Here is a 24,395-nt window from a genome sequence, read left to right on the forward strand (position 1 = left end):
GGCTCTCAGCAGCACAAGTCCAGCTCGACACCAGCATCGCACCCATGCTGGAGCTGGACAAAATAGACCAGCCCCTCAAAGACGCTTTGTGGCAAAAAATCAATTCGCCCGAAGTGAACCAACGGGCTGCCCAAAGCGCACAGGCCTTCATGAAGCAGGTGGTGACAGAAGTCCAAAGCAGCCCATGGTATTCGCCCGAACATGCGAAAAACACCATTGATAAAGCACCGAAGGACTTTTCAGAAGCCTTCCAGCGTTGGCGCACCCTGGTCGAGGCCACGCGCAAGCAAATGGACATGGCCAACACCGTCAGCCAAAGCTACACCAGCAGCAACGCTGAGAAACTCAACTCACAGCGCCGTTACGGCGATGCCGCCAAGCAATACGCTTTGCTGCTCAAAACCGGCAACGCCCAAAACAACGACTTCTACACCTACCGCTACCTGGCCAGCCAAGGCTTTTTGCCCGGCTACAACTTCCCGCGTTTGCCCCTCATGGCGTGGATTCCCGCCAAAGGCGGTGCAGGGGGCAAGGACGACGACGGCAGCATGGTCAGCCGACCACGCTTTCTTGCTCTGTCCGAGTTTGGCCCGCGCAGCCTCATTTACCACCAAGGCCGCATGTACCGTGTAGTGCGTGCCAAGCTCAACGTCGGCAACACCGACCACATCTCGGGCAACAGCTCTCTGGCTACCGTTACCAGCCGTGTTTGCAGTGCCTGTGGCTATGCCCACATGAGTCAGCTCGGTGGCAGTGACCCCATCGTTGACCGCTGCGAAAACTGCGATGCCTTGTTGACCGACAACGATTGGGTCAAAAACCTTTACCGCATCGAAACGGTCGAGACCATGGCCGTCGAGCGCATTTCCATCAACGACGAAGACCGTCAGCGTCAAGGCTTTGAGCTTCAAACCACATACAAGTTTTTGCCCGGCCCCAATGGTCAAATCTCCAAAGTCAAAACCATCGTCCAGCCGAGCTCAGATGCCAACGAGGCACCCCTGGCCGAACTCACCTACGCCCCCGCCGCGCTCATTTGGCGCATCAACCGGGGCTGGCGTCGCCGCAAAGACAAAAACCAACTGGGCTTCTACATCAATCCCGTCACGGGGCAGTGGAGCAAAAAAGACGAACCAGGTGCAACCGAAGCCAACGAAGCTGAAGACAACTTGCTCGACAAGGTGCCCAACCAGCAAATCGTTCCGTTCGTAGAGGACTACCGCAACATCCTGATCCTTCAGCCTGCAAAGCAAACCCTGGACTTGGAAACCATGGCCACCTTGCAAGCCGCCCTCAAGCGCGGCATCGAGATGACCTACCAGATCGAAGAATCTGAGTTGGTGGCCGAAGCCCTGCCCACGCAAGACAACCGGCAAGCCATCATGTTCTACGAGGCAGCGGAGGGCGGTGCAGGTGTGCTCACACGCTTGGCCACCGAACCCCAAGCCCTTGCCCAAGTGGCTGCATCGGCCCTCAAGCTGTTGCACTACAACGCGCCCACAGGCCCGTGGACGTTTGATGAACTGCCCGCCCTGGAGCAACTGGACAAAAACGGTCATCACATTTGCGAAGCGGGCTGTTACCAATGTCTGTTGTCTTATTTCAACCAACCGGACCACGACAACATCAACCGCCGCAATGACGATGCTCTCAAGATTTTGGTGGCATTGGCCAATGCGCAAGTGGTGCCTGCGCCGCAAGGCGCATCCACTTTGCCCATAACCCTTGCTCCCATCAGTGATGCAGCCGTGACAAGTTTGCTCAGCCACTGGCAACAAGCCTTGCAGACAGGTGGTTTCGCCATGCCCTCAGATGTGAATGTGCCTATCTCAGGCACCAACGCTGTTGCTGATGCTTTCTACAAATCGGCCAGAACAGTGGTCTTCCTCAGCGCAGTCAGTGACGACATCGTTGGCCACCTCCGCGACAAAGGCCGTGACGTGCTGGTCATGTCCGACCCCGCCCAATGGTCCGAACAGTTTGCCGCCAACACCCAAGTGTTTGGCCCTGGAAATCAGAACACCCCATGACCACAGCCACCGCACACTTCCAACCCGGCAACCTGGTTCGCGCCCGTGGGCGCGAATGGGTCGTTCAGGCAGACTCCTCGTTTGACGAAGCCACCAGTCTGCTGCGCCTGCGCCCCTTGGGCGGGTCAGACGAAGACACCATCGCCCTGATTCCTGAGCTGGAATTCACGCCTGTGGTGCCTGCCACATTCCCTTGGCCAGATGCCAACCAACCCGGTAACCATGCGGCTGCCTTGCTCATGCGAGACGCCCTTCGCCTCAAGCTACGTGCTGGCGGTGGTCCTTTCCGCTCGTTTGGCAACATTGCTGTGGAACCCCGTGCGTATCAGCTGGTGCCATTGCTCATGGCCTTGCGCCTGACCACGGTGCGCTTGCTGATTGCCGACGACGTGGGTATCGGTAAAACGGTGGAGGCTGGCCTCATCGTGCGCGAGTTGATGGACCGTGGCGAAATCACCCGCTTTGCCGTTTTGTGCCCCCCGCACTTGGTGGAGCAATGGCAAAGCGAACTGCTCAGTCGCTTCAACCTTCAAGCCGTGGCCCTCACTTCGGCCAGTGCCAGTCGTGTGGAGCGCGAGCTGCCCCACGGCGTCAGCCTGTTTGACCATTACCCCATCGTTGTCGTCAGCCTGGACTACATCAAGAGCGAACGCCACCGCGAACACTTTTTGTCCATTGCCCCCGAATGCATCATCGTGGACGAAGCCCACACCTGTGCCAGCAGCGGCGCAGGCAAGCAACTGCGTTTTGAGTTGTTGCAGCGCTTGGCCAAAGACGATGCCCGCCACTTGCTCTTGCTCACGGCTACGCCGCACTCGGGTGACGAAACCGCGTTTTACAACCTGCTGTCCTTACTCAACCCCGACTTTGCGCAGCTGCAAAACCGGACCTCGGCACAAGACCCCTTGCGCCAATTGTTGGCGCGACACTTTGTGCAGCGCCGACGCAAAGACATTGTGGAATGGCAAGCCCAAACCCAAGACCTGCGTGGCTTTGCCCGGCGCATGAAGACCGAGCAAACCTACAAGCTCACGGGCGACTGGGGTGCATTCTTTGACAACGTACAAACCTACTGCCGCGAAATGGCCGAATCGGTGGAGGGGCAGCAAACCGGCCAAGCCCGCCTGATTTGGTACGCCACCTTGGCCCTGTTGCGCTGTGTGGCTTCGTCACCCGCCGCTGCCGTCAAAGCGCTGACTACCCGACTTGAAGGTAAAACCGGCACCGCGCTGGAAGCCGATGGCGAAGACCTGCTGGAAGACGACCGCCTGCACGACGGCGAAGCCGACGACATGGCCGGCACCGATCTGGAGCCCGCCGGTCAGCTCAGCCCGCAACTGCAAGATGCCCAGCGACTGCTAGCCCTGATTGAAGACGCCAAGCGCCTGAGCGGCAAGTCGGGCGACCCCAAACTCGCCAACCTCATCGCCCACCTCGATGGTTTGGTTAAAGATGGCTTTCATCCCGTTGTGTTCTGCCGCTACGTGGCTACGGCCCATTACGTGGCCGATGAACTGCGCAAACACTTCAAACAAGCCACTGTCTTATCGGTCACTGGTGAGCTCAGCCCCGAAGAGCGCCGTGATCGGGTGGAGAACATGGAAGACGGCGACACGCGCATTTTGGTGGCCACCGACTGTTTGTCTGAGGGCATCAACTTGCAGCACCTGTTCACCGCAGTGGTGCATTACGACCTGGCCTGGAACCCGACGCGGCACGAACAGCGCGAGGGCAGGGTAGACCGCTTTGGCCAGCAGGCCCCCGAAGTGCGTTGCACCATGCTCTACGGCCAAGACAACCCAGTCGATGGCTTTGTGCTCAACGTCATCTTGCGCAAAGGCGAAGCCATCCAAAAAGAGCTGGGCGTGCTCGTGCCCATGCCCGAGGACAAAACCCGCATCAACCAAGCCATGGTCAAGGCCGCGCTCATGAAGCGTGTCAGCGCCGAAAGCCGCCAAATGGGTTTGGGTTTTGAAGAAGCCGAAGAAATTTTGGCTCCACTGCAAGCGCAGTGGACCGACGCACTCGAAAAAGCCAAAGCCAACCGCACCGTGTTTGCCCAGCGTGCCATTCGGCCCGACGAAGTCATGCCCGAATGGCAAAAGCAGCAACAAGCCCTCGGCACCCAAGACGATGTGCAGCGCTTTGTGCAAAGCGCCTGCGCCCGCTTGAACGCTCCGCTGGAAACAGCCCGTCGCCAGTCCTTCAAGTTGCCCACGGTCCACTTGCCTGAGGCCCTGCGTCAACGCCTGGATGATGAAGGTTTGGTCAAAGAGGGCGATACCAAAGGCTTGCTGATCGACTTTGCCGAACTGCACCGAAGCCACCCGCTGGTGACCGTGCTGGCCGACCACCTGATCGAAACCGCCTTGCAGGGCGAAACCAGCATCACCGCCCGTTGCGCTGCCACCGAGACCGATGCCGTGCAGGTGGTCACCACGGTGTACTTGCTGCGTTTGCGCCACCAGCTCAGCTACGTGCGCCGCAAAGAGCCCTACCAAATGATGGCCGAAGAAACCGTGGCCGTGGCTGTTCAGGGCCGCACCAACCCGGTTTGGCTCAGCGACGAGGGCGTGTCTCAGTTGCTGCAAAGCACACCCACCAGCAACTTGCCGCGTGAGCTGATCACCCGCGAGATCCAGCAATCGCTGGACTTTGCGCAGGCCAATCAAGAATACCTTGGTCAATTGGCCAAAGAACGTGCCCAAGCATTGTTAGAAGACCACCGCCGCGTCCGCGAAGCCGCCCGTGACGTGGGTCAATACAGCGTCACCCCCTGCTTGCCGGTGGATGTGATCGGCGTCTATGTGTTGCTGCCCGAATTGCTGTGATCTGAAAAGAACAAGAACATGAAACGCGTCACCCGCCACAAGCTAGCCACCCTGAACCTGCCCACCCTTCGCCTGGAAGGTGGCTTGTTCTTGCCCGACGTGCTCGAAAAAGCCGCCCTCGGCACCGCCCGCCTGCAAGCCGATGCCGACTACGGCATCCCCAAAGGGCTGAAGCAAAAAGACGAATACAGCCGCGCCTTTCAAATCGCATCCGCCCAGTGGAAGCATTTTGAAAAGCAAATGGAACGCGCCGACCTGGATGCCGCGCACGCCACCGCCACCTTTGTGACCGAGCTGCTGCGTGACGCCTTGGGCTACCCCGCCGTGGGGGCAAGCACCGGCATCACCGTGGGCGACCGGCATTACACCGTCACCCACATCGCCAGCAACGGCCTGGGCGCACAGCTACCCATCGTCATTGCCCCGCACAGCTTGGGCCTAGACGAAGCCGACCCGCGCTACGGCGTGCGCCATGCCGACGGCTCGGCCAGTGGCACCCGCAAAAAGTCCCCTTTCCAGTTGATGCAAGAACTGCTCAACGCCAGCCCCGACCACCAATGGGGCCTGGTCACCAACGGCAAAACCATTCGCCTGTTGCGCGACGCCGCCACGCTCACCCGACCCAGCTACCTCGACATCGACATGGCCGATCTGCTCAGCGGCCAGCGCTATGCCGAATTTGCCTACGCCTGGCGCTTGCTGCACGCCAGCCGCGCAGGCCTGCAAGCCACCAGCGACAGCCAAGCCCACGCACCCGTGGTGTGGGAGGCCTGGCGCGAAGCCGGGCAAGAAGAGGGCACCCGTGTGCGCAACGGCCTGCGCTTGGGCGTCACGCAAGCGCTGCTCACCTTTGGCAACGGCTTTTTGCAGCACTCCGCCAACGACGCACTGCGCCTGGCCCTGCAAAACGGTGAGCTGACCAAAGAAGCCTACTTCGCCCAGCTGCTGCGGCTCATTTACCGCCTCATCTTCGTTTTCAGCATCGAAGAGCGCGGCCTGCTCAAAGACGCCAATGGCCAAACCAACGCGGCCTACACCCAAGGCTATGCCTTGGCCCGCCTGCGCGACATGGCCCTGCGCCGCCGTGCCCGCAACCGCTTTGACGACCTGTGGCAAAGCATGCGCATCGTGTTCAAAGGCCTCAACCATGGCGAGCCCCGCTTAGGCCTGCCCGCCTTGGGCGGCTTGTTCAGCACCAGCCAATGCCCCGCGCTGGATGTGGCCGAACTGAGCAACGCGCACCTGCTGGCCACCATGCAAAGCATGCGCTGGACCGCGCAAGCGGGCGGTAGCCTGGCCCCCATCGACTACCGCAACATGGGCGTGGAAGAGCTGGGCAGCGTGTACGAAAGCCTGCTCGAACTGGTGCCCGAAGTGGACCTGCCCGCCCGCACGTTTGGCTTCGTGGGCCTGACCAGCGAGGGCAGCACCGCAGGCAATGAACGCAAGCTGACCGGCAGCTACTACACCCCCGACAGCCTGGTGCAAGAACTCATCCAGTCCGCCCTGGTGCCCGTCATTGACCAGCGCATTGCCGCCCAGCCAGACAACCCAGTGGACGCACTGCTAAGCATCAAGGTGTGCGACCCGGCTTGCGGCAGCGGCCACTTTTTGCTGGCCGCCGCCCGAAAACTGGCCGAGCGCCTGGCCGCGCTTCGGTCAGACGACGGCGTGGTCACCCCCGCCGCCTACCGCCACGCCCTGCGCGAAGTCATTGCCCGTTGCATCTATGGTGTGGACCGCAACCCCATGGCCATTGAATTGGCCCGCACCGCGCTGTGGCTCGAAGGCTTTGAAGAGGGCAGGCCGCTGAGCTTTTTGGACCACCACCTGCAAGTGGGCGATGCGCTCTTGGGCTTGACCGACCTCAAAGCACTCGAAAACGGTATCGCTAGTGACGCTTTCAAACAGTTGACCGACGACGACAAAGAAGTCTGTAAAAACTTGTCCAAAATCAACACAGCTGCACTTCGACAGATTCAACGCGAAAGGGACTCTGGGCAACTGTCCTTGAAGTTTACAAACCAGGGCGGGCTTGAGCTTTTGCGAGTCATTGAATCCATGGCCAGCGAAACGCCAGAACAGCTGACTGCCAAGGAAGAGGCATACCGCCAGTTTTTGCAGCAGAGTCACAACACCAACCTGGCCCGTGCGGCGGACTTGTTTGTGGCCGCATATCTGTTGCCCAAAACACTCGCCACAGAACTGCAGGTGCCCACAACAGCAACGCTCATCAACGAGTTTGGCCTTGAAGAGAAAGACGAGGCCCATCACCTGCAGGTGATGGCTGCGATCCAAGCGTGCAAAGAGGCCTATGTGTTTCACTGGCCCTTGGCTTTTCCTCAAGTCTTTGCATCTGGCGTCTTCGACTGTTTGTTGGGCAATCCGCCGTGGGAAATGCTTCAGCTGGACCCTCAGGAGTTTTTTGCTACCCGTGCCCCAGAAATTGCTAATGCGCAGCACATGGCGGCTCGAGACAAGATGATCGAGCTACTTCGGCTTAACAACCCCGTCCTACATACGGCCTATAAAGGTGCGGTCAGACGTACCGAGGCCTCTCAAGCTTTTATTCATATCAGCGGACGCTTTCCCACTTCAGGGTTTGGGCGACTGAATCTGGCCTACCTTTTCGCAGAACTATTCCTGGACTTGAAGCGCAGCGCAGGACGTTCTGGTGTGGTCGTACCTTCCGGTATCGCCACGGACTCCTTCAGTCAGCATCTTTTCAACAAGATTGCTGATGGCAATTTGGTGAGTTTTTTTGACTTTGAAAATTCAGCTGCTATTTTTCCTGGTGTCCACAGGAGCTACAAATTTTGTTTGTTGACACTGGGTGAATCAACAGAGGCTTCTTTCGGGTGTTTTCTCACAAATGTGAGCCAGCTCTCTGACACAAGGCGAATTTTCAGACTTTCGAAGAACGATTTCGAGCTGCTGAACCCAAACACTGGTGCCTGCCCTGTTTTTAGGTCGAACCAAGACGCTGAGCTGACCAAGATGATTTACCGAAATGTTCCTGTGCTTTGGCGTGAGGCCACAGAGATCGTGTCAGAGGTCAATCCGTGGGGCTTGAAGTTCATGCTGATGTTCATGATGAACACCGACAGTAATAAGTTCGTCAACCACCCTGCACCAGGAGTGTTGCCGCTGTTTGAGGCCAAGCTCATCCACCAGTTTGATCACCGCTGGGCCACCTACACAGAGGGTGGTGACAGTCGTGACATGACGCTGGCCGAAAAGCAAGATCCTGCCCAAACCGCCCGCCCGCGCTACTGGGTGGACGAGCGTGAAGTGCTGGTCCGTGTTGCCAATGTTCCCGCACGTTTGGCTAAGGCGTGGTTGCTCACGCACTCCGAAGGGGCGAACAGCGCCAACATTCCACTGCCTAAATCCCTTGAATTTGCCGTGGCCAGCTGGCTGGTAGGACAGTTCATGCGCCAGACCATGGCGCATGATGCCACCGCGGACAGCCTGACCAAAAACGAATTCGCCCAAGTCCTGCAAGGTGCGCAAAATGCGCTTGAAGAGCGCTACCCGTCGCTGGCAGCAACCCTGCGTGCTGCAGGTGTCGAAGGCAAGTCAGCCGCCAAAGTCTTTGCCACTTGGAGCGAAGAGGATCGCGGCGTGCCGATTTCGCAACACGAGATAGACGATGTGAAAAGCTGGATGAGTTCTGACGTAGCGCGGTCGACTGAACACGAACGCTTGGATGCTCTGCTGGGCGTAGTGGATGTGTGGCTGAAGCGCCGCAGCCCAAAGTGGATTTTCGGGTGGCGTGGCATCACGAACGCTACAAATGAGCGAAGCGTAATTGGGTCTGTAGTTCCGCTATCGGGAATGGGCAACAGCTGTCATTTGCTTCAATTTAGCGCAGGCATCAAAACGTCGTTGATTGCTTTGTTTATCGTTAACGTTACTAGTCTTGTGTTTGACTTTGTCGCGAGACAAAAAATTGGTGGTGTCAATTTCAATTTCTTCATACCGAAGCAGTTACCAGTTTTGTCGCCCGACCGTTACACCGAAGCCGACTTGGAATACATCGTCCCCCGTGTGCTGGAGTTGACCTACACCTCCCACGACCTGGCCGCCTGGGCCCAAGACCTCGGCCACAGCGGCCCACCATTCTCCTTCAACCCCGAGCGCCGCGCCCAATTGCGCGCCGAACTCGACGCCTACTACGCCCGCCTCTACGGCCTCACCCGCGACGAACTGCGCTACATCCTCGACCCCGCCGACGTCATGGGCGACGACTACCCCTCTGAGACCTTCCGCGTCCTCAAAAACGGCGAGCTGCGTGAGTTTGGTGAATTCAGGACGCAGCGCTTGGTGCTAGAGGCGTGGGATAGACTGACACAAACAGGAGATTTGCACTGATGCACTTCCATTTTGAAAAACTAGGACTCTTGGATCGAGTGGATTTGAAATTGTCCGATCTGACCTTGATCTGCGGCGAGAACAATACGGGTAAAACTTATGCCACTTATGCGGTGTATGGTTTCATTCGAGACTGGCGTGACATTCTCAGGAGCTTGATCGAGCCCGAGATTGATCAATTGCTCAAAGACGCAAGTGAGTACCGTATTGATTTGATGCAGATGTTTGAGGATAAGGTCAACGATTACCTCAAACGCATGGGTAAGCACTACGTTAAAAGGCTACCGCGTGCATTCGCCACAGACAGCAGTGTTTTCGAACACACGGTATGTGTGCCTAGCTCAGATTTGCATCTTGATCTGCTCAGTAAAACCTATCAGCACAGTGTCCAGTCAGGGCCCAGTGGAAAAGTGTTGGCAACACTGAATAAAAGCGCTGGCAGCGCCATGTTGGAAGTGTTGGTTGCCGATCCAGAGGTGTTGAAGCTGCCATTTGGTGGGTTGACCGAGTTCATCGCAGAGGCGATTGCAGACATCGTGTTTGCAGACCATTTGCCGAGTGTCCATATCGCCAGTGCCGAGCGGACAGGTGTTGCCATTTTCCGCAAGGAGTTGGACATGGCCCGCACGCGCATGATCAAGGCGCTTCACCAGGTTGACCCGAAAGAGTTTAAAAGTAATCCTTTCAAGACCGTGATCAAGGCCGCCATGGATGCGGATTACGCTTGGCCGGTGGAGGATAACGTCGAGTTCATCCGTCAACTGGAGGATATTGATAAGCGAACGGGCAAACTAGCTGAAGACAATCCTGAGTTACTCCAGTCCTTCGACGCGATCATCGGTGGCAGCTACAAGGTCGTGAAGAATCAGTTGTTTTTTCAGGCCAAAGGTGCGGCCAAGCAACGCTTCACCATGAACGAGGCATCAAGCTCGATACGTGCTCTTCTGGATGTAGGTTTTTACCTGCGCTGCAAAGCAGAGCCGGGTGACTTGTTCATACTGGACGAGCCTGAACTCAATTTGCACCCCAAAAATCAGCGGGCCTTTGCGCGTTTGGTCGCCAAGATGGTCAACGCTGGCATCAAAGTTTTCATTACCACCCACAGCGACTATTTGGTGAAAGAGATCAACACATTGATCATGCTCAACCAACAGACGGCGCACACACGCGCTGTCCAGAATCAGCATGGCTATGCTGACAATGAGTTGATTAATCCGAATCGAGTTCGGCTTTATATAACCGCTTTAGAGAGTGTGAAGCTTTCTGGTGCGGCTCGAAGCAGCAAGATCAGGACGTTGAGGCTGGCCAATATCCATGCGGACCGGGGTATCGAGGTTGAAACCTTCGATGACACCATTGAGACCATGAACACTATTCAAAGCGAGATCCTGTACGGGGGCGAACTTTGATGGCCCTCAGTGCTGAACTCGACGCTTTACATTCATCGCTTTCCTGCTGCACCCATCGTGGGGATCAGCATACGCATGTGCTGATCGACGAGCAGGATGTCTTGGCAAAGTTGAGAAAAGTCACTCTTGTTGCATCTAACGGTGATTGGTTCAGCTTTGATCCTGACAAGGGGCGCGCTGTGGGCAAAGAGCGCTTGATGTCGCCGCTACTGACTGTTGGTAAGACACATGATCATCACCGCGCTTGTGACTGCGTGGTGATGATCAGGCGAGAGGGAAAGTTGACCGTTCTTTATATTGACCTGAAGTCAGAAAGTGCCAAGGGCTATGAGACGCAGTTCAGGAGTACTCGCCAATTTGTTCGCTATGCCTTGGGTTTGCTCAAGGAGTTTCATGGTCACGTTCTTTCACCAGATGAAGAGCGATACGTGATCCTTTACGGGGGGAAACCCGCTTTGATCAATAAAACGACGACCGTCCCGAAACTTGAAAAACTGGGGAAAACCCAACCGGACAAGCCTTACAAAAGAAAGGTAATGAATCCAGCGAGCCTATACCTGAGAGAGTTGTTGGCATAAGGAAAAGGCCATACCAGCAATGAAAGACGACGCTTGATTCCCGCCTCCGAATCCCTCACCGTCGAGTTCAAAAGCGACCGCAAACGCCTGTCGGATGCCGACCTGGTCGAGGCCTTGGTGTGCCTGGCCAACACCGAGGGCGGCGAGCTGTGGCTGGGGGTGGAGGACGACGGGCAAGCCACGGGCCTGCATGCCGAGCACATGGCTCTGACGGGTTTGGCGGGCATGGCGGCGGCGCGCACCTCGCCCGCTTTGCAGGTGAGGGTAGAGGCGCTGCAAGTGGGCGGTGTGTCTGTGGCCAAAATCTCTGTGCCCAAAGCGCAGAGCGAGGTGGCCACGCAGGCGGGTGTGTATGTGCGCCGCCGCATCAAGCACGACGGCACGCCCGAGTGCGTGCCCATGCTGCCACACGAGCGCATCAGCCGCGCCAGCAGTTTTGGCTTGGTGGATGTGTCGGCCCAGCCTGTGGCGGGCAGCACCCTGGCCGACTTTGACCCGCTGGAGCGCGAGCGCCTGCGCCAAGCGGTGCAGCAATACGGCGGCGACCGTGTGCTGTTGGAGCTGGACGACGAGGCCATGGATGGTGCGCTGGGCTTTACGCAGCGTTTGGCCGATGGCACCCGCGTGCCTACGCTGACGGGTTTGTTGTTGATTGGGCGCGAGTCGGTGCTGCAGCAGCGCGTGGCCACCCACGAGCTGGCGTTTCAGGTGCTGGCGCAGCAGGCGGTGCGGTTCAACGAGTTTCGGCGTTTTCCATTGCTTAAAGCGCTGGATTGGCTGGAGACCAACTTTCGCCCCTACAACCCCGAGCAGGAGTTGCAGGTGGGCTTGTTTCGTGTGCCTGTGCCCTTGGTAGACATGGCCGCGTTTCGCGAGGCGGTGGCCAATGCCCTGATTCACCGCGACTACCACCGCATGGGCGCGGTGCATGTGCGGCTGGAGGACGACGCCTTGGTGATCAGCAACCCTGGCGGCTTGGTGGATGGCGTGACGCTTGCCAATCTGCTGGTGACCGAGCCACGCCCTCGCAACCGCGCCTTGGCCGATGCCATGAAGCGTATTGGCGTGGTGGAGCGTTCTGGACGCGGCGTGGACACCATTTACCGCGGCATGCTGAAGTTTGGTCGCCCCGCGCCAGACTATGGCCGCACCGACTTGCACAACGTGGTGCTGAGCCTGCCCACGGTGCCCGCCGATGTGGCGTTCAGGCGCATGGTGGTTGATGCCGAGCGCAACCGCAACGCCGAGCTGCCTATTGATTCACTGATCGCCCTGGCCGCGTTGCGTGAGTTCAAGCGCTTGCCAGCCGACGCGCTGGCCAAGCACATTCAGCGCGACGCGGCCAGCGCCAAGCGCACGCTGGAGGCGCTGACCGAAGCCGGTTTGGTAGAGGCGCACGGCAACACCCGTGGCCGCAGCTACACCTTGACGGCGGCCGTGTATTCGGTGGTGAGCGACAAGGCGGCGTACACCCGGCAAGTAGGGTTTGGGCCCATTCAGCACGAGCAGATGTTGCTAAGCTACATCCGTCAGCACGGGCAGATCAAGCGGGCAGAGGTGATGGAACTGTGCCGGCTTACGGACGGGCAGGTCAAGCGGCTGTTGCAAAGAATGCTGGCTGCGGGGCAAATTGTCATGCGCGGACAGGGGAAAAGCACCGTGTATGTGGAGCCAGAGTGACCCTCAAGCTGCCGGATTCGGATCATTTGCGGATCATTTGCGGATCATTTGCGGATCATTTGCGGATCATTTGCGGATCATTCAATTTCGATAAGGCATTGATTTTTATGGTTTTTTTCAAAATTTCACGTTGGTCAGGTTCTTGTGGATCAAAATAAACGAGGGTTTTTGCCGGACATATGACATCTCTCAAGCGCGCTCTCATCGAAAAAGCAGGTCACGACCACGGTTTTGAACACACCGTGTCTGAAACGGGCACTGCCGTGACTTTGGGCTCGGCCCGACACCCGGCCAAAGCCGAGGTTTCTTGGGCTCAGCAGGGCTATGCCATGGCCCTTGTGCAAGGTCCGGCCACTTTGCCGTCCGAACTGGCCCGCAGCTTTGCCGACTGGCCCCGTGCGGGCGATGCCTACGTGGCCGCCACCGATGCTCAATTGGCCCAGTGGCTGCACCGGGCAGCTGTGCTGGCCCAGTCCCTGCCCAATCAGGCAGCGGTGGATTTTGATGCCCAAGTGCAGCAGGCCTTGGCCGCGCTGCCTACTGCCGACAGCCTGAGCACCGAGGTGCAGCGCTTGGTGCGCCAGCGTGTGGGCCAAGACCGTTACCGCCAGGCCATGCTCGACTATTGGGGCGGTGCTTGTGCCGTCACAGGTTTGACCTTGGCCCCGGCACTGCGCGCCAGCCACGCCAAGCCCTGGGCCGACTGCGCCACCGATGCCGAGCGGCTGGATGTGTTCAATGGCTTTTTGCTCAGCGCGAATCTGGATGCCCTGTTCGACAAATTCCTGATCACTTTCAGCGATGCGGGTGATTTGCTGGTGAGCCCGCAGCTCTCCTCGCCAGACCGTCATCTGTTGGGGTTGGACGGTGCGCTCAAGTTGCGCTGGGTGGCTCCGGCTCATGGGCCGTATCTGGCTTTCCATCGGGATCGGTTCGGAAATGTGTAACGCCTGGAACCATTCTCCGAGTTGCACTTGTGGGTGGGGTGGCGAGGGGACACTAAGCGGTGGTCGCGGATTTTCTGAGCAGGGGAATGGGCTGACAAAATATTCTGATCTGGTCCGCATTCGTTACCGGCAGGAAGCACGAGCTTTTGTTAACCCTAATGCCAAGTGTCCAATTTGCAAAACCGGTGTTTATTTTTACCAGTCTCCAGAGGGAGGTAGAGTTTTTTTTTGATCACCTCGGTAAACCATGGCCTAAGCATCCTTGCACGCTCAATGCAGCGAAAGCAGTTGAGAAAGTAGAGCCATTTTCAGTTGGTCGCAATGAGTTGAAGCCTTCCGAGTGGTTGCCGTTCATATGCACTGCAATCCATCCGGCACCTCTTGTGGGAGTTGGCGTATTTGTGCTTGAGGGCTTATATGACCATGCTGAACTTAAGCTCTTTTGTAGAGAAAATGGTCTAAATGTTAGAGCTCCGTATTTGATTAAAAAGAACGACGAATCGGGTAAGAATTTTTTGGTCACGACCGTACAGTTCAGCGGTGATGATGCGTTACCTGTCGAATTTCAAGCCACTAGTTCTGCGATCAAATTTATTCCAGAGCAGTTTAGAAAATCGGCACCCCCAGATGCAGAAGAAAAAACGAAAAATCAAAAAAATTTGTTATTGACGCAAAGCACTTAAAAGTGAATGCGGTTAAGCCCAAAAAACCTCAGCCAGGTACTCAACCATTTGCCGTGGTTAAGGATAAAAAAATACCGACTGCAATGGAGCTTGCCTTTCAAAAAGCTGAGCAGATAAAGATCTAACTCATTGCACTGATTCACGTGTGCTTAGTATGAAATCGCGATCAAAAAAAGAAAGTGTCGATTCTCAAATCCTCCGATTCAAGCGTGAAGTTCTGGAGGAGTTTGGACGATTAGATCTTTCTGTTGCGATCAAGATTGAGGCTCGCAACAGAGCCAAGGCGACAGGGAAATCTTCTCTCGAAGCACTCAACCTCATGCTCTCTGATGCTGGTTCGTTGGCGTCGCTCGCAGAAGAAATAGCTAAAGAATCAAGAAGAATCAAACGGCAGGCAAAACGCACTAATAACCCTGAAACAGCCCATGGTCTATTTGGCGCGTCAACTCTATTGCCTGGTGCGCCACCACTCCAGGGTGGTGCGCCGGGTTTGGGCAAGTCCTCTCGGAGATCGTAGTTAAGCTAGGGAAAGGATCGATTTGATGATTTGCGCCGCCCGTTAGTTGTCTGATGGGGAGGGCTCTCCCTATGAGCCTGAGTGAATTCATGATGAGGGTAAAGCAGGAGAGAAATCATGAAGATCGAAGTCATCGTTGGCAACATCGTCAAACAACCCGACATGGAGGCGGTGGTCAACAGTGCTAATGCCAATTTGCGTTTGGGCTCGGGTGTGGCGGGGGCGATTCATACCGCTGCTGGCCCCAAGCTGGAGGAGTATTGCAAGCCTTTTGCTCCCTTGGCTTTTGGTGCTTACTTGGTCACTCCGGGGTTCAAGCTGCCCAACCTGTGGGTGATTCATGTGCGGGCGGCTTCGTACACCAACCATGACAACGCCGAACAAATTTTGGAGCAGGCGATAGAGGCAGCCCTGAAAGCCGCCCACCACAACGACATCCGCGCCCTGGCCATGCCTGCGATAGGCACAGGGGTTTTTGCTTTTCCACCTGAGTTGGCCGCAGAGATCACCGCCAAGGTGTTGGCTGCTTCAGCGGCCATTGCGCCGCACCTGGAATGCATTCGGGTGTGTGTCGCCAGTGAGTTTTTGCGGAATGTGTATGTATCGGCCCTGATGGCCAAGGGCTTGAGCGTGTCAGAGCTGGCCTCAGCGTCCGTATAGTTCGGCGAGCTTGCGGACCTCGGCCTGGACTTGTTCGCGCAACCTTGGCGGGCCTAGCACCTCAACATCAGCCCCAAAACGAAGGATGTCACCCAGCAGTTCACGCTCGTCGGCATAGGGGATAACGAGTTCGTAGCGGCCATCGCTCAAGCGCTGGCTTTTTTGTTCCGGGTGCCAAATTTCGTTTTGCACCCATGCGGCCCGGATTTTTGAGAATCGCAGCTGTGCCCAGGCTTTGGGCATGCCGCCAAAGATGCCGTAGCCACCATCCAGTTGCTCGCGCATGGCGATCAGGTCGATGTTTTTGGTGGGTTTTTCCAACAGCTTGGCGCTTGTGATGGCATCCACAGAAAAGCTGCGCAAGCCACCACGCAGGTGGCACCAAGCGTCCACATACCAGTTGTCCCGGTAGTGCACCAATTGCTGAGGCGAGATATCGCGCAGCACGGTTTCGCCGTTTTGGCGATTCAAGTGAACCACTTGGACCTGCTTGCGTTCCAAGGTGGCTTTCGCCAAGGTTTCAAAGCTGGTCAGGGGCAAGCGGCGTTTGCCCGCGTGCACTGCCCGCACGCGCTGGGTGAGTGTGGCGGCATCGAGCCCTTGGCTGGCCAGCATGTCGTCCAGCCGCTTTTGAAAGGGTTTGAGCTTGGGGCCGAGCAAGCCGGGTTCCAGCTGCACGATCATGCTCTGGATGGTCATGAGGGCGAGCATCTCGTCCTGGCTGAACCACATGCCCGGTAACTCGGTGCCGTCTGTTTGCTCAAGTCGGTAGCCGCCCAGATCGCGGTCAAACACAATGGGCGTGTTCAGCTGGTCTCTGAGTTTGGCGATGTCCCGCTTGAAGGTGGCCAGCGAAATTTCCAGCTTTTGAAGCAGGTCTTCACGGCTCATGACGCGCCGCGAGCTCAGGAGGGTTTTGTACTGGTAGAGGCGGTTGATCTCTGACATGGCCCTGCCCGATGGCTGAATCGCTTTTACTCCTGCACGTGCCGCAGGGCCGGGAACAGGATCACATCGCGGATGCTCGCGCTGTCGGTCAGCAACATCATCAAGCGGTCGATGCCGATGCCGCAGCCGCCGGCAGGCGGCATGCCGTATTCGAGGGCACGCACAAAGTCGTGGTCGTAGTACATGGCTTCGTCGTCGCCGTCGTCTTTAGCGGCGACTTGGGCTTGGAAGCGTGCGGCCTGGTCTTCGGCGTCGTTCAGCTCACTGAAGCCATTGCCGAATTCGCGGCCCGTGATGTAGAGCTCAAAGCGCTCGGTCACTTCGGGGCGGGTGTCGTTGGCGCGGGCCAGCGGGCTGATCTCGGTCGGGTGCTCCATGATGAAGGTCGGCTCCCAGAGCTTGTCTTCGACGGTTTCTTCAAAGTAAAACACCTGCAAGCTGGCCAAGCTGCGGGTGGACAGCTTGTCCTTGGCTTCGCTCATGCCCAACTTCTTAAGGGCGTTGATCAACCATTCGGCCTTGTCCACGTTGTCACCGGCTTCGGTGTGTTTGACGATGGCTTCGCGGATCGTCATGCGGGCAAACGGCTTGTTCAGGTCCACCGGCTTGCCGTTGTAGGTCAAATCCAGCGTGCCTGCAGCCGTCATGGCCGCGTCGCGGATCAGGCTTTCGGTAAAGCCCATCAGGTCCTGGTAATTCCAGTACGCTGCGTAGAACTCCATCATGGTGAACTCGGGGTTGTGGCGCACCGAGATGCCTTCGTTGCGGAAGTTGCGGTTGATCTCGAACACGCGCTCAAAGCCGCCCACCAACAGACGCTTCAGGTACAGCTCGGGCGCGATGCGCAAAAACATCTCCTGGTCCAGCGCGTTGTGGTGCGTGACAAAGGGCTTGGCGTTGGCACCACCGGGAATGGGGTGCAGCATGGGCGTTTCGACTTCCAAAAAGCCGTGCTGGACCATGAACTCGCGAATGCCGCTCACGGCCTTGCTACGTGCTGCAAAGCGCTTGCGGGCAGATTCGTCGGTCATCAGGTCCACGTAACGCTGGCGGTACTTGACTTCCTGGTCGGCCACGCCGTGGAATTTGTCGGGCATGGGGCGCAGGCTCTTGGTGAGCATGCGGATGCTGGTGGCGTGGATCGACAACTCGCCCGTGCGGGTTTTGAACAAATGGCCTTCGACGCCCACGATGTCGCCCAAGTCCCAGTGCTTGAACAGCGCGTACAGGTCTTCGCCCACGTCGTCGCGGGTCACATAGACCTGGATGCGGCCGGTGGCGTCTTGCAGTGTGGCAAAGCTGGCCTTGCCCATCACGCGTTTGAGCATCATGCGGCCCGCGACTTTGGCGGTGGTCTTGGCCACGCCTTCGCCGTTCAGTTCTTCAGCGGCTTTCTCGCCGTGCGCTTGATGCAGGTTGGCCGCGTGGTGCTCGGGCTTGAAGTCGTTGGGAAAGGCGACGCCCTTGCCGTCGGCCTGCGCCTGGCGCATGGCCTTGAGTTTTTCGCGGCGCTCGGCGATCAGCTGGTTTTCATCTTGTAGGGCTGGTGCGGCTGCGGCTGTGGCGTTCGTGTCGGACATGGCGGGCGGTGGTTGGGCTCAGGGAGGGTTTGAACCTGGATTGCGAAAAGAAAGAGAGGCTGCGCCAGAGCGCAAAACCCGTTATTTTATGAGTTTGCGGGGGGATTGGGGCTGGAGTCGCCAGTCGCGGTCATCGTTGAGAGGGAGGCGCAGAGGGGACCACCATGTCGCCGATCAACTCCAGGCGCATCAAGGGCTCTTGCAGGGCAAACAAGCGGTACTTCATCTGCAGCGGCAAGGGCAGCAGCTCAGCCCAGCGGTGGGACAGCCAGCTGCAGTCTTGCAGCCGCCAAGCCTCGGCCCAATGGGGTACAAGGCTGGGCTGAGCGCTCAGCTGGGTCAGTGCCTCGTGCATTTGTGCCGACAGGTGCTGCAGGTCTTCGGGCACTTGTACAGACGGTTCAGGGGGCAGGGCATGCACTTGGCCCGTCCACAAGCCATCGCTGCGTTGCTGCGTGTTCTGAATGCTGATTTTTTCTTCCCCTCGGCACCAAACCCGGACCAGCCCTGCTTGGGGTCGTTCAATGCGCTCGATGTGCACCCGCGTGCCCAGAGCTTCAAACTGCTCGGCGCTGTCCCCGGGGCGGTGAACTTCACGGCCTTGGGTGAGGGTGACCACGGCAAAGTCGGTGCCGTGGCGCTCACAGGCACCGATCATTTGCAGATAGCGCAACTCAAACAGTTGCAGGGGTAACAAAGCACCGGGAAACAGCACCGTGCCCAATGGGAAAAGGGGCAGTTCCATCGGGCTCGGCTTGTCTGGGGAGGGGCTTGAAGGCATCTGGGTATCATCGCACGAGCAGGAGAAAAATCGATGTGGTTTCAAATGGTCAGTCTGGTCTTGGACGTGGTGGCAGGCTTGTTGGCAGGCACTTGCTTGCTGCGTTTACTCATGCAGCGCCAACGGATTTCGTTTCACCAACCCGTGGGCCGATTCGTGTTTGCATTGAGCGATTGGCTGGTGTTGCCTTTGCGCAAGGTGATTCCGTCTTGGTCGGCTTGGGATTTGTCCAGCTTGGCTGGCGCTTGGTTGATCAAGTTAGCGCAAGTGTCCTTGTTGTGGCTGATGTCGGGTGGGCATGCACCATGGCTTTTGCTGCCTTGGTTCAGCTTATTGAGTTTGATTCAGTTGGTGGTGTCGGGACTGAGTGCTCTGGTGCTGGTGTATGCGGTCATGTCGTGGGTCAGCCCACAATCGCCCTTGAACGATTTCGTGACCAGGCTGATTGAGCCTGTGTTGCGCCCGTTTCGGCGTGTGGTGCCGCTGGTGGGTGGCATTGATTTGTCGCCCTTGGTGTTGCTTTTGGCCCTGCAAATGGTGGGCATTGTGTTGATCGGCTTGCAAATGGACGGTTTGCGCTGAGACCTTGCGTTGAAGCAAGCCCATGACAAAAGCCCTCGACAGAGGGCCTTTGTCATGGGTGTGTGCTGTGCTCTTTAGCTAACGGCGTCTGTCGACTGGCGCTGCAACATGGCCAGTGTGGTGGCTATGGTTTTGCGCAGTTCGCGGCGGTCGCAGATGAAATCCACCGCGCCCTTGCTTTGCAAGAACTCGGCACGCTGGAAGCCTTCAGGCAGGGTCACGCGCACGGTGCTTTCGATCACACGAGGGCCAGCAAAGCCAATCAGAGCTTTGGGCTCGGCAATCACCACATCGCCTAAGAAGGCAAAGCCGGCCGATACACCGCCCATGGTGGGGTCGGTCAACACGCTGATGTAGGGCAGGCCCCTCTTGGCCAAGCGGGTCAAGGAGGCGTTGGTCTTGGCCATTTGCATGAGCGAAAGCAAGCCTTCTTGCATGCGCGCACCGCCCGTGGCTGTGAAGCATACAAAGGGCACTTTTTGCGCGATGGCGGTTTCCACGCCCCGCACAAAACGCTCCCCCACCACTGATCCCATGGAGCCGCCCATGAAGTCGAACTCGAAGCAGGCCACCACCAGGTTGATGCTGTGCACCGAGCCACCCATGACCACCAGGGCATCGGTTTCGCCCGTGTTGTCCATGGCTTCTTTCAGGCGTTCGGGGTACTTGCGGCTGTCCTTGAATTTGAGGGGATCCACCGGCACGACTTCTTGGCCAATTTCGTAACGGCCTTCACCGTCCAGAAAAGCGTTCAGGCGAGTGCGGGCCCCAATGCGCAGGTGGTGCGAGCAACCGGGGCAGACGTTCTGGTTTTCTTCCAGGTCGGTCTTGTAGAGCACCGTTTCGCAGCTGGGACACTTGACCCACAAGCCCTCTGGCACCGTGCGGCGATCGGCCGGGTCGGTGTGCTGGATCTTGGGGGGGAGCAGTTTTTCGAGCCAACTCATGAGGGGTTCTCCTTGTGCGGCGAATTATCGTTGAAACAGGCTTGGCTTCATTTCATATGGCGAAGGAGGCGTGGGCCTGCTGACGGCAGCCGGGACAGGCCCTTGCGCTCAGGCGTCCAGCGCTTGCCGGATGCCCGAGAGGAACTCCCCCGCCACGTCGTTGATGCGCTCAGCAGGCGCAGCATCGATCAGCTGGATCAGCCGTGAGCCGATCACCACCGCATCGGCCACGCGGCTGATGGCCTTGGCGGTTTCTGCGTCGCGGATGCCAAAACCCACGCCGACAGGCACGCTGACGTGCTGGCGGATGCGGGGCAGCATGGCTTCGACCGCATCGGTGTCCAGCGAACCAGAGCCTGTGACGCCCTTGAGCGATACGTAATACACATAGCCGCTGGCGACTTGGGCCACTTGTTGCATGCGTTCATCCGTGCTGGTGGGTGCCAGCAAGAAGATCAGGTCCATGCCGTAGGACCGCAGCTTGGCGGCAAATTCCACGCATTCTTCCGGCGGGTAGTCCACGATCAGCACACCGTCCACACCGGCAGCAGAGGCGTCGCGGATGAAGTTGTCTGGGCCGTGCTTTTGGTCGTAGCGCTCCACCGGGTTTGCATAACCCATCAGCACCACCGGGGTGGTGGTGTTGGTCTGGCGGAACTCGCGCACCATGGCCAGCACCTGCACCGTGCCAATGCCGAGCGCCAAAGCTTTGTCACCGGCTTTTTGGATCACGGGGCCGTCGGCCGATGGGTCAGAAAACGGCACCCCCAGCTCGATGATGTCGGCCCCAGCTTTGGCCATGGCATGCATCAGGGGCACGGTGGTGGTTTTTTGGGGGAAACCTGCCGTGACATACGGGATCAGGGCTTTGCGGCCTTGGGATTTCAGTGCGGAGAGGGTGGCATCGATGCGGCTCATGATTCAGTCCTCACTTCACAAAATTCACGGGCTGCTCGCCACCTTTGACCGACTGACCCTGGCAGCTGGGGCGGCAGAAAAAGTCGGCGTTCGACAAGTCGGCCACGGTGCCGATGTCCTTGTCGCCACGGCCGGACAGGTTGACCAGAATGCTTTGGTCCGGGCGCATGGTTTTGGCCAGTTTCATGGCGTAGGCGATGGCATGGCTGGATTCGAGCGCAGGGATGATGCCCTCGGCGCGGCACAGGTAGTGGAAAGCTTCGAGCGCTTCCTTGTCGGTGATGCCCACGTACTCGGCGCGACCGATGTCCTTCAAGAAGGCATGCTCGGGGCCCACGCCGGGGTAGTCCAGGCCCGCGCTCACACTGTGGGTTTCGGTAATCTGGCCGTTCTCGTCTTGCAAGATGTAAGTGCGGTTGCCGTGCAGCACGCCAGGTGTGCCCAGCTGCAGCGAGGCGGAGTGCTTGCCCGTGTCCAGGCCCTCGCCTGCGGCTTCCACGCCAATCAATCGGGTTTTATCGTGTTGGATGTAGGGGTAGAAGATGCCCATGGCGTTGCTGCCACCGCCCACGCAGGCGATCACCGCGTCAGGTTGCTGCTCAGCCATTTGCAGGCTCTTGAAGATCTCGGGCATCTGTGTCAGGCACTCTTCGCCGATGATGCTTTGGAAGTCGCGCACCATCATGGGGTAAGGGTGTGGCCCCGCCACAGTGCCGATGATGTAGAAAGTGTTGTCCACATTGGCCACCCAGTCGCGCATGGCTTCATTGAGTGCATCTTTGAGGGTTTTGCTGCCGGACTCGACTGGCACCACGGTCGCACCCAAGAGCTTCATGCGGTAGACGTTGGGGCTTTGCCGTTTGACGTCTTCAGCGCCCATGTACACCACGCACTCCAGGCCGTAGCGCGCGCAGATGGTGGCTGTGGCCACACCATGTTGGCCAGCGCCGGTCTCGGCAATGATGCGCGGCTTGCCCATGCGCTTGGCGAGCATGGCTTGGCCGATGGTGTTGTTGATCTTGTGCGCGCCGGTGTGGTTGATGTCTTCGCGTTTCAAGAAGATTTGCGCCCCGCCCATTTCGCGACTCATTCGGGCTGCGTGGTAAATGGGTGACGGGCGGCCCACGAAGTGCGCCAGCTCGGACTTGAACTCGGCGATGAAGGCCGGGTCGTGCTGGTATTGGGCGTAGGCGGCTTTGAGTTCGTTGATGGCGTGGGTCAGGGTTTCGCTGACGAAGCTGCCGCCATAGATGCCGAAATGGCCTTTGACATCGGGTTGTTGGTATTCAAACATGCTGTGGTGCTCAGTTTGGGTGGAGCCGCTCGGTGCTTGCAGTGCTGAATGCTGCAAAGGGGATCGAGACCAGCCCGGGGAAAGCTTTAAAGGGGTAAGCCGTTGTCTGCGGTGCGCACCGCCTGGACGAACTGCCGCATCTTGTCGGCATCTTTCAGGCCCTTGCCCGCTTCGATGCCCGAGCTCACGTCAACGGCCAGAGACAGGCCATGCGTGCGCAGCGCCCGCATGCCATCGCCCACGTTTGCAGGTGTGAGTCCACCAGACAAAACGAGGTGAGCATTGACGTTTGGTGGCAGGAGTGACCAATGGAATTTTTTTCCGCCGCCGCCGTATCCGTCGACATGGGCGTCGAGCAAGAGGGCTTGGGCTGCGTGATGAATGTGGGCAAATTCTAGCAAGTCGAATTCATGGACCTCGGACAGGGGGATTCGGGCGGCTTTGAGGTGGGGGCGGCCTGTGCGCAGCGTCATGGCGGCACAAAACTCGGCCGATTCGTCACCATGAAACTGCAGCAAAGCGCCGGGCACGGCTGCACATGCCGCCTCAATGCGCTCGGGTGTGTCGTTGACGAAGAGCAGAACAGGCATCACAAAAGCAGGCAGCAGGCGGGCCAGTTCGGCCGCGCGTTCGATGCTCACGCTGCGCAGACTGGGTGGGTACAGCACAAAACCAATGGCGTCGGCACCCAGGGCGCAGGCGGCCAAGACATCAGCCTCGCGGGTGAAACCACACATCTTGATGCGCGTGCGTTGCTGTGGGGCGATGTCTGTTGGAGTGTTGGCTAGGCTCATGGCAACCAATCAAAAGCAGGGGTGGTGTCGGGCAAGCCCCATTCAGGGCTGTAAATTGGCCCAGCAAAGTAAAGGCCATCGGGCGAAAAAGTTGGGGCCGCAGCATCGCGGGTTTGGGCCAACAAGACTTCGCGCATCCAGTCGGGAGGTTGTTGGCCTTGGCCAATCGTGACCAAGCAACCCATGATGTTGCGGATCATGTGGTGCAAGAAAGCGTTGCCCTCAAACTCAAACCGCCAATAAGCGCCGTGCCGGGTGATGCGGATGTGGCGCAGGTTTTTGATGGGTGACAAGGCCTGGCAGCTGCTGGCCCTGAAAGATGAAAAATCGTGTTCGCCCAGCAGGTGTTGGCTGGCTTGCTGCATGGCCTCGTGGGCCAATGGTCTGTACACCCAGCCGACGCGACCGCTCTCCAAGCTGGGCCGCACAGCCGAGTCGAGCACCACATAGATGTAACGCCGGCCCGTCGCGCTGGCCCGGCAATGAAAGCTTTCGGGCATCACCTGCGCCCATTGCACGGCGATGTCGGAGGGTAAATAACGGTTGGTGCCGCGCACCCAAGAATGGGTGTCTCGGTCCAGCTCGGTGTCAAAGTGCACCACCTGCATCAGGCCATGCACTCCGGCGTCGGTGCGGCCGGCGCACAAGGTGCTGATACGGGGCACATCGGCAAATTTGGACAAGGCTTTTTCAAGCTTGTCCTGAATCGTCAGCCCGGTGGACTGGCTTTGCCAGCCTTGGTAAGCCGTGCCTGAATAGCAAATACCCAGCGCGAGTCTCATCGTGCAGGCCTTTGTGGTGTCCAGCGCATGAACAGCCCATGCCAGGTGTTCAGTGCACAG

At 58.3% G+C, this 24,395-nt stretch carries 19 protein-coding genes; 11 read left to right on the forward strand and 8 right to left on the reverse strand.

What is annotated here, in order from left to right:
* The 10 genes from ABWQ00_RS05130 to ABWQ00_RS05175 form a co-directional block, all read left to right on the forward strand.
* The coding region (locus tag ABWQ00_RS05130; protein ID WP_353237599.1) for an MrfA Zn-binding domain-containing protein at nucleotides 1-2,030 on the forward strand (2,030 nt) is incomplete at its 5' end.
* Complete coding sequence (locus ABWQ00_RS05135) at nucleotides 2,027-4,861, forward strand: DUF8741 domain-containing protein (protein WP_353237600.1); 2,835 nt, start codon at nucleotides 2,027-2,029, stop codon at nucleotides 4,859-4,861. The genes ABWQ00_RS05130 and ABWQ00_RS05135, both read left to right, overlap by 4 nt.
* An 18-nt stretch (nucleotides 4,862-4,879) precedes the next feature.
* A complete protein-coding gene (locus ABWQ00_RS05140) occupies nucleotides 4,880-9,235 on the forward strand; it encodes an Eco57I restriction-modification methylase domain-containing protein (protein WP_353237601.1) in 4,356 nt (1,451 codons plus the stop codon).
* Nucleotides 9,235-10,644, forward strand: a complete 1,410-nt coding sequence (locus ABWQ00_RS05145) for an AAA family ATPase (RefSeq protein ID WP_353237602.1) — start codon at nucleotides 9,235-9,237, stop codon at nucleotides 10,642-10,644. The genes ABWQ00_RS05140 and ABWQ00_RS05145 overlap by 1 nt, the downstream gene beginning before the upstream one ends.
* Nucleotides 10,644-11,222: a hypothetical protein gene (locus ABWQ00_RS05150; RefSeq protein ID WP_353237603.1), complete on the forward strand. Its 579-nt coding sequence runs from the start codon at nucleotides 10,644-10,646 to the stop codon at nucleotides 11,220-11,222. Before ABWQ00_RS05145 ends, ABWQ00_RS05150 begins: the two co-directional genes overlap by 1 nt.
* 33 nt (nucleotides 11,223-11,255) lie before the next feature.
* Nucleotides 11,256-12,902: a DNA glycosylase AlkZ-like family protein gene (locus ABWQ00_RS05155; RefSeq protein ID WP_353237604.1), complete on the forward strand. Its 1,647-nt coding sequence runs from the start codon at nucleotides 11,256-11,258 to the stop codon at nucleotides 12,900-12,902.
* Between the two features lie 179 nt (nucleotides 12,903-13,081).
* Nucleotides 13,082-13,849, forward strand: coding sequence for an HNH endonuclease (locus tag ABWQ00_RS05160; RefSeq protein WP_353237605.1), 768 nt, complete (start codon nucleotides 13,082-13,084; stop codon nucleotides 13,847-13,849).
* A gap of 158 nt (nucleotides 13,850-14,007) precedes the next feature.
* Entirely contained in the window at nucleotides 14,008-14,532 is a 525-nt protein-coding gene (locus ABWQ00_RS05165; RefSeq protein ID WP_353237606.1) for a hypothetical protein, read from the forward strand.
* 154 nt (nucleotides 14,533-14,686) lie between these two features.
* On the forward strand, nucleotides 14,687-15,049 hold the full coding sequence (locus ABWQ00_RS05170; RefSeq protein WP_353237607.1) for a hypothetical protein: 363 nt from the start codon (nucleotides 14,687-14,689) through the stop codon (nucleotides 15,047-15,049).
* 117 nt (nucleotides 15,050-15,166) lie between these two features.
* On the forward strand, nucleotides 15,167-15,709 hold the full coding sequence (locus tag ABWQ00_RS05175; RefSeq protein ID WP_353237608.1) for a macro domain-containing protein: 543 nt from the start codon (nucleotides 15,167-15,169) through the stop codon (nucleotides 15,707-15,709).
* Here ABWQ00_RS05175 and ABWQ00_RS05180 read toward each other — a convergent pair.
* From ABWQ00_RS05180 to ABWQ00_RS05190, 3 genes are all read right to left on the reverse strand, one after another.
* Nucleotides 15,695-16,657, reverse strand: coding sequence for a helix-turn-helix transcriptional regulator (locus tag ABWQ00_RS05180; protein WP_353237609.1), 963 nt, complete (start codon nucleotides 16,655-16,657; stop codon nucleotides 15,695-15,697). The two genes, ABWQ00_RS05175 and ABWQ00_RS05180, sit on opposite strands and share 15 nt — an antisense overlap.
* A 26-nt stretch (nucleotides 16,658-16,683) precedes the next feature.
* A complete protein-coding gene (gene lysS, locus ABWQ00_RS05185; protein WP_353237610.1) occupies nucleotides 16,684-18,237 on the reverse strand; it encodes a lysine--tRNA ligase in 1,554 nt (517 codons plus the stop codon).
* 130 nt (nucleotides 18,238-18,367) lie between these two features.
* Nucleotides 18,368-18,982, reverse strand: a complete 615-nt coding sequence (locus ABWQ00_RS05190) for an LON peptidase substrate-binding domain-containing protein (protein ID WP_353237611.1) — start codon at nucleotides 18,980-18,982, stop codon at nucleotides 18,368-18,370.
* Between the two features lie 69 nt (nucleotides 18,983-19,051).
* Here ABWQ00_RS05190 and ABWQ00_RS05195 point away from each other — a divergent pair, with 69 nt between their 5' ends.
* Nucleotides 19,052-19,600 (forward strand): YggT family protein, encoded by a 549-nt coding sequence (locus ABWQ00_RS05195; protein ID WP_353237612.1) that lies wholly within the window; start codon nucleotides 19,052-19,054, stop codon nucleotides 19,598-19,600.
* 74 nt (nucleotides 19,601-19,674) lie between these two features.
* Here the strand turns inward: ABWQ00_RS05195 and accD are convergent, their stop codons facing one another.
* The 5 genes from accD to truA form a co-directional block, all read right to left on the reverse strand.
* Nucleotides 19,675-20,547, reverse strand: a complete 873-nt coding sequence (gene accD, locus ABWQ00_RS05200; protein WP_353237613.1) for an acetyl-CoA carboxylase, carboxyltransferase subunit beta — start codon at nucleotides 20,545-20,547, stop codon at nucleotides 19,675-19,677.
* A gap of 108 nt (nucleotides 20,548-20,655) precedes the next feature.
* A complete protein-coding gene (gene trpA / locus ABWQ00_RS05205; protein WP_353237614.1) occupies nucleotides 20,656-21,465 on the reverse strand; it encodes a tryptophan synthase subunit alpha in 810 nt (269 codons plus the stop codon).
* A gap of 10 nt (nucleotides 21,466-21,475) precedes the next feature.
* A complete protein-coding gene (gene trpB / locus ABWQ00_RS05210; RefSeq protein WP_353237615.1) occupies nucleotides 21,476-22,759 on the reverse strand; it encodes a tryptophan synthase subunit beta in 1,284 nt (427 codons plus the stop codon).
* An 86-nt stretch (nucleotides 22,760-22,845) separates the two neighbouring features.
* On the reverse strand, nucleotides 22,846-23,553 hold the full coding sequence (locus ABWQ00_RS05215) for a phosphoribosylanthranilate isomerase (RefSeq protein ID WP_353237616.1): 708 nt from the start codon (nucleotides 23,551-23,553) through the stop codon (nucleotides 22,846-22,848).
* Nucleotides 23,550-24,335 carry a tRNA pseudouridine(38-40) synthase TruA gene (gene truA / locus ABWQ00_RS05220; RefSeq protein ID WP_353237617.1) on the reverse strand — a complete coding sequence of 262 codons (786 nt, stop codon included), beginning with the start codon at nucleotides 24,333-24,335 and terminating at the stop codon, nucleotides 23,550-23,552. Before truA ends, ABWQ00_RS05215 begins: the two co-directional genes overlap by 4 nt.
* Nucleotides 24,336-24,395 lie beyond the last annotated feature (60 nt).

It is taken from the genome of Limnohabitans sp. (genome assembly GCF_040400975.1).
In the GTDB taxonomy this organism is placed as follows: Bacteria; Pseudomonadota; Gammaproteobacteria; order Burkholderiales; family Burkholderiaceae_C; genus Limnohabitans_A.

Excerpts from the sequence above, each read along its gene's own strand:
- ABWQ00_RS05135 (WP_353237600.1), top strand. The coding sequence starts at position 2,027 with ATGACCACAGCCACCGCACACTTCCAACCCGGCAACCTGGTTCGCGCC.
- ABWQ00_RS05140 (WP_353237601.1), top strand. The coding sequence starts at position 4,880 with ATGAAACGCGTCACCCGCCACAAGCTAGCCACCCTGAACCTGCCCACC.
- ABWQ00_RS05145 (WP_353237602.1), top strand. The coding sequence starts at position 9,235 with ATGCACTTCCATTTTGAAAAACTAGGACTCTTGGATCGAGTGGATTTG.
- ABWQ00_RS05150 (WP_353237603.1), top strand. The coding sequence starts at position 10,644 with ATGGCCCTCAGTGCTGAACTCGACGCTTTACATTCATCGCTTTCCTGC.
- ABWQ00_RS05160 (WP_353237605.1), top strand. The coding sequence starts at position 13,082 with ATGACATCTCTCAAGCGCGCTCTCATCGAAAAAGCAGGTCACGACCAC.
- ABWQ00_RS05165 (WP_353237606.1), top strand. The coding sequence starts at position 14,008 with ATGCCAAGTGTCCAATTTGCAAAACCGGTGTTTATTTTTACCAGTCTC.
- ABWQ00_RS05170 (WP_353237607.1), top strand. The coding sequence starts at position 14,687 with ATGAAATCGCGATCAAAAAAAGAAAGTGTCGATTCTCAAATCCTCCGA.
- ABWQ00_RS05175 (WP_353237608.1), top strand. The coding sequence starts at position 15,167 with ATGAAGATCGAAGTCATCGTTGGCAACATCGTCAAACAACCCGACATG.
- ABWQ00_RS05180 (WP_353237609.1), bottom strand. The coding sequence starts at position 16,657 with ATGTCAGAGATCAACCGCCTCTACCAGTACAAAACCCTCCTGAGCTCG.
- lysS (WP_353237610.1), bottom strand. The coding sequence starts at position 18,237 with ATGTCCGACACGAACGCCACAGCCGCAGCCGCACCAGCCCTACAAGAT.
- ABWQ00_RS05190 (WP_353237611.1), bottom strand. The coding sequence starts at position 18,982 with ATGGAACTGCCCCTTTTCCCATTGGGCACGGTGCTGTTTCCCGGTGCT.
- ABWQ00_RS05195 (WP_353237612.1), top strand. The coding sequence starts at position 19,052 with ATGTGGTTTCAAATGGTCAGTCTGGTCTTGGACGTGGTGGCAGGCTTG.
- accD (WP_353237613.1), bottom strand. The coding sequence starts at position 20,547 with ATGAGTTGGCTCGAAAAACTGCTCCCCCCCAAGATCCAGCACACCGAC.
- trpA (WP_353237614.1), bottom strand. The coding sequence starts at position 21,465 with ATGAGCCGCATCGATGCCACCCTCTCCGCACTGAAATCCCAAGGCCGC.
- trpB (WP_353237615.1), bottom strand. The coding sequence starts at position 22,759 with ATGTTTGAATACCAACAACCCGATGTCAAAGGCCATTTCGGCATCTAT.
- ABWQ00_RS05215 (WP_353237616.1), bottom strand. The coding sequence starts at position 23,553 with ATGAGCCTAGCCAACACTCCAACAGACATCGCCCCACAGCAACGCACG.
- truA (WP_353237617.1), bottom strand. The coding sequence starts at position 24,335 with ATGAGACTCGCGCTGGGTATTTGCTATTCAGGCACGGCTTACCAAGGC.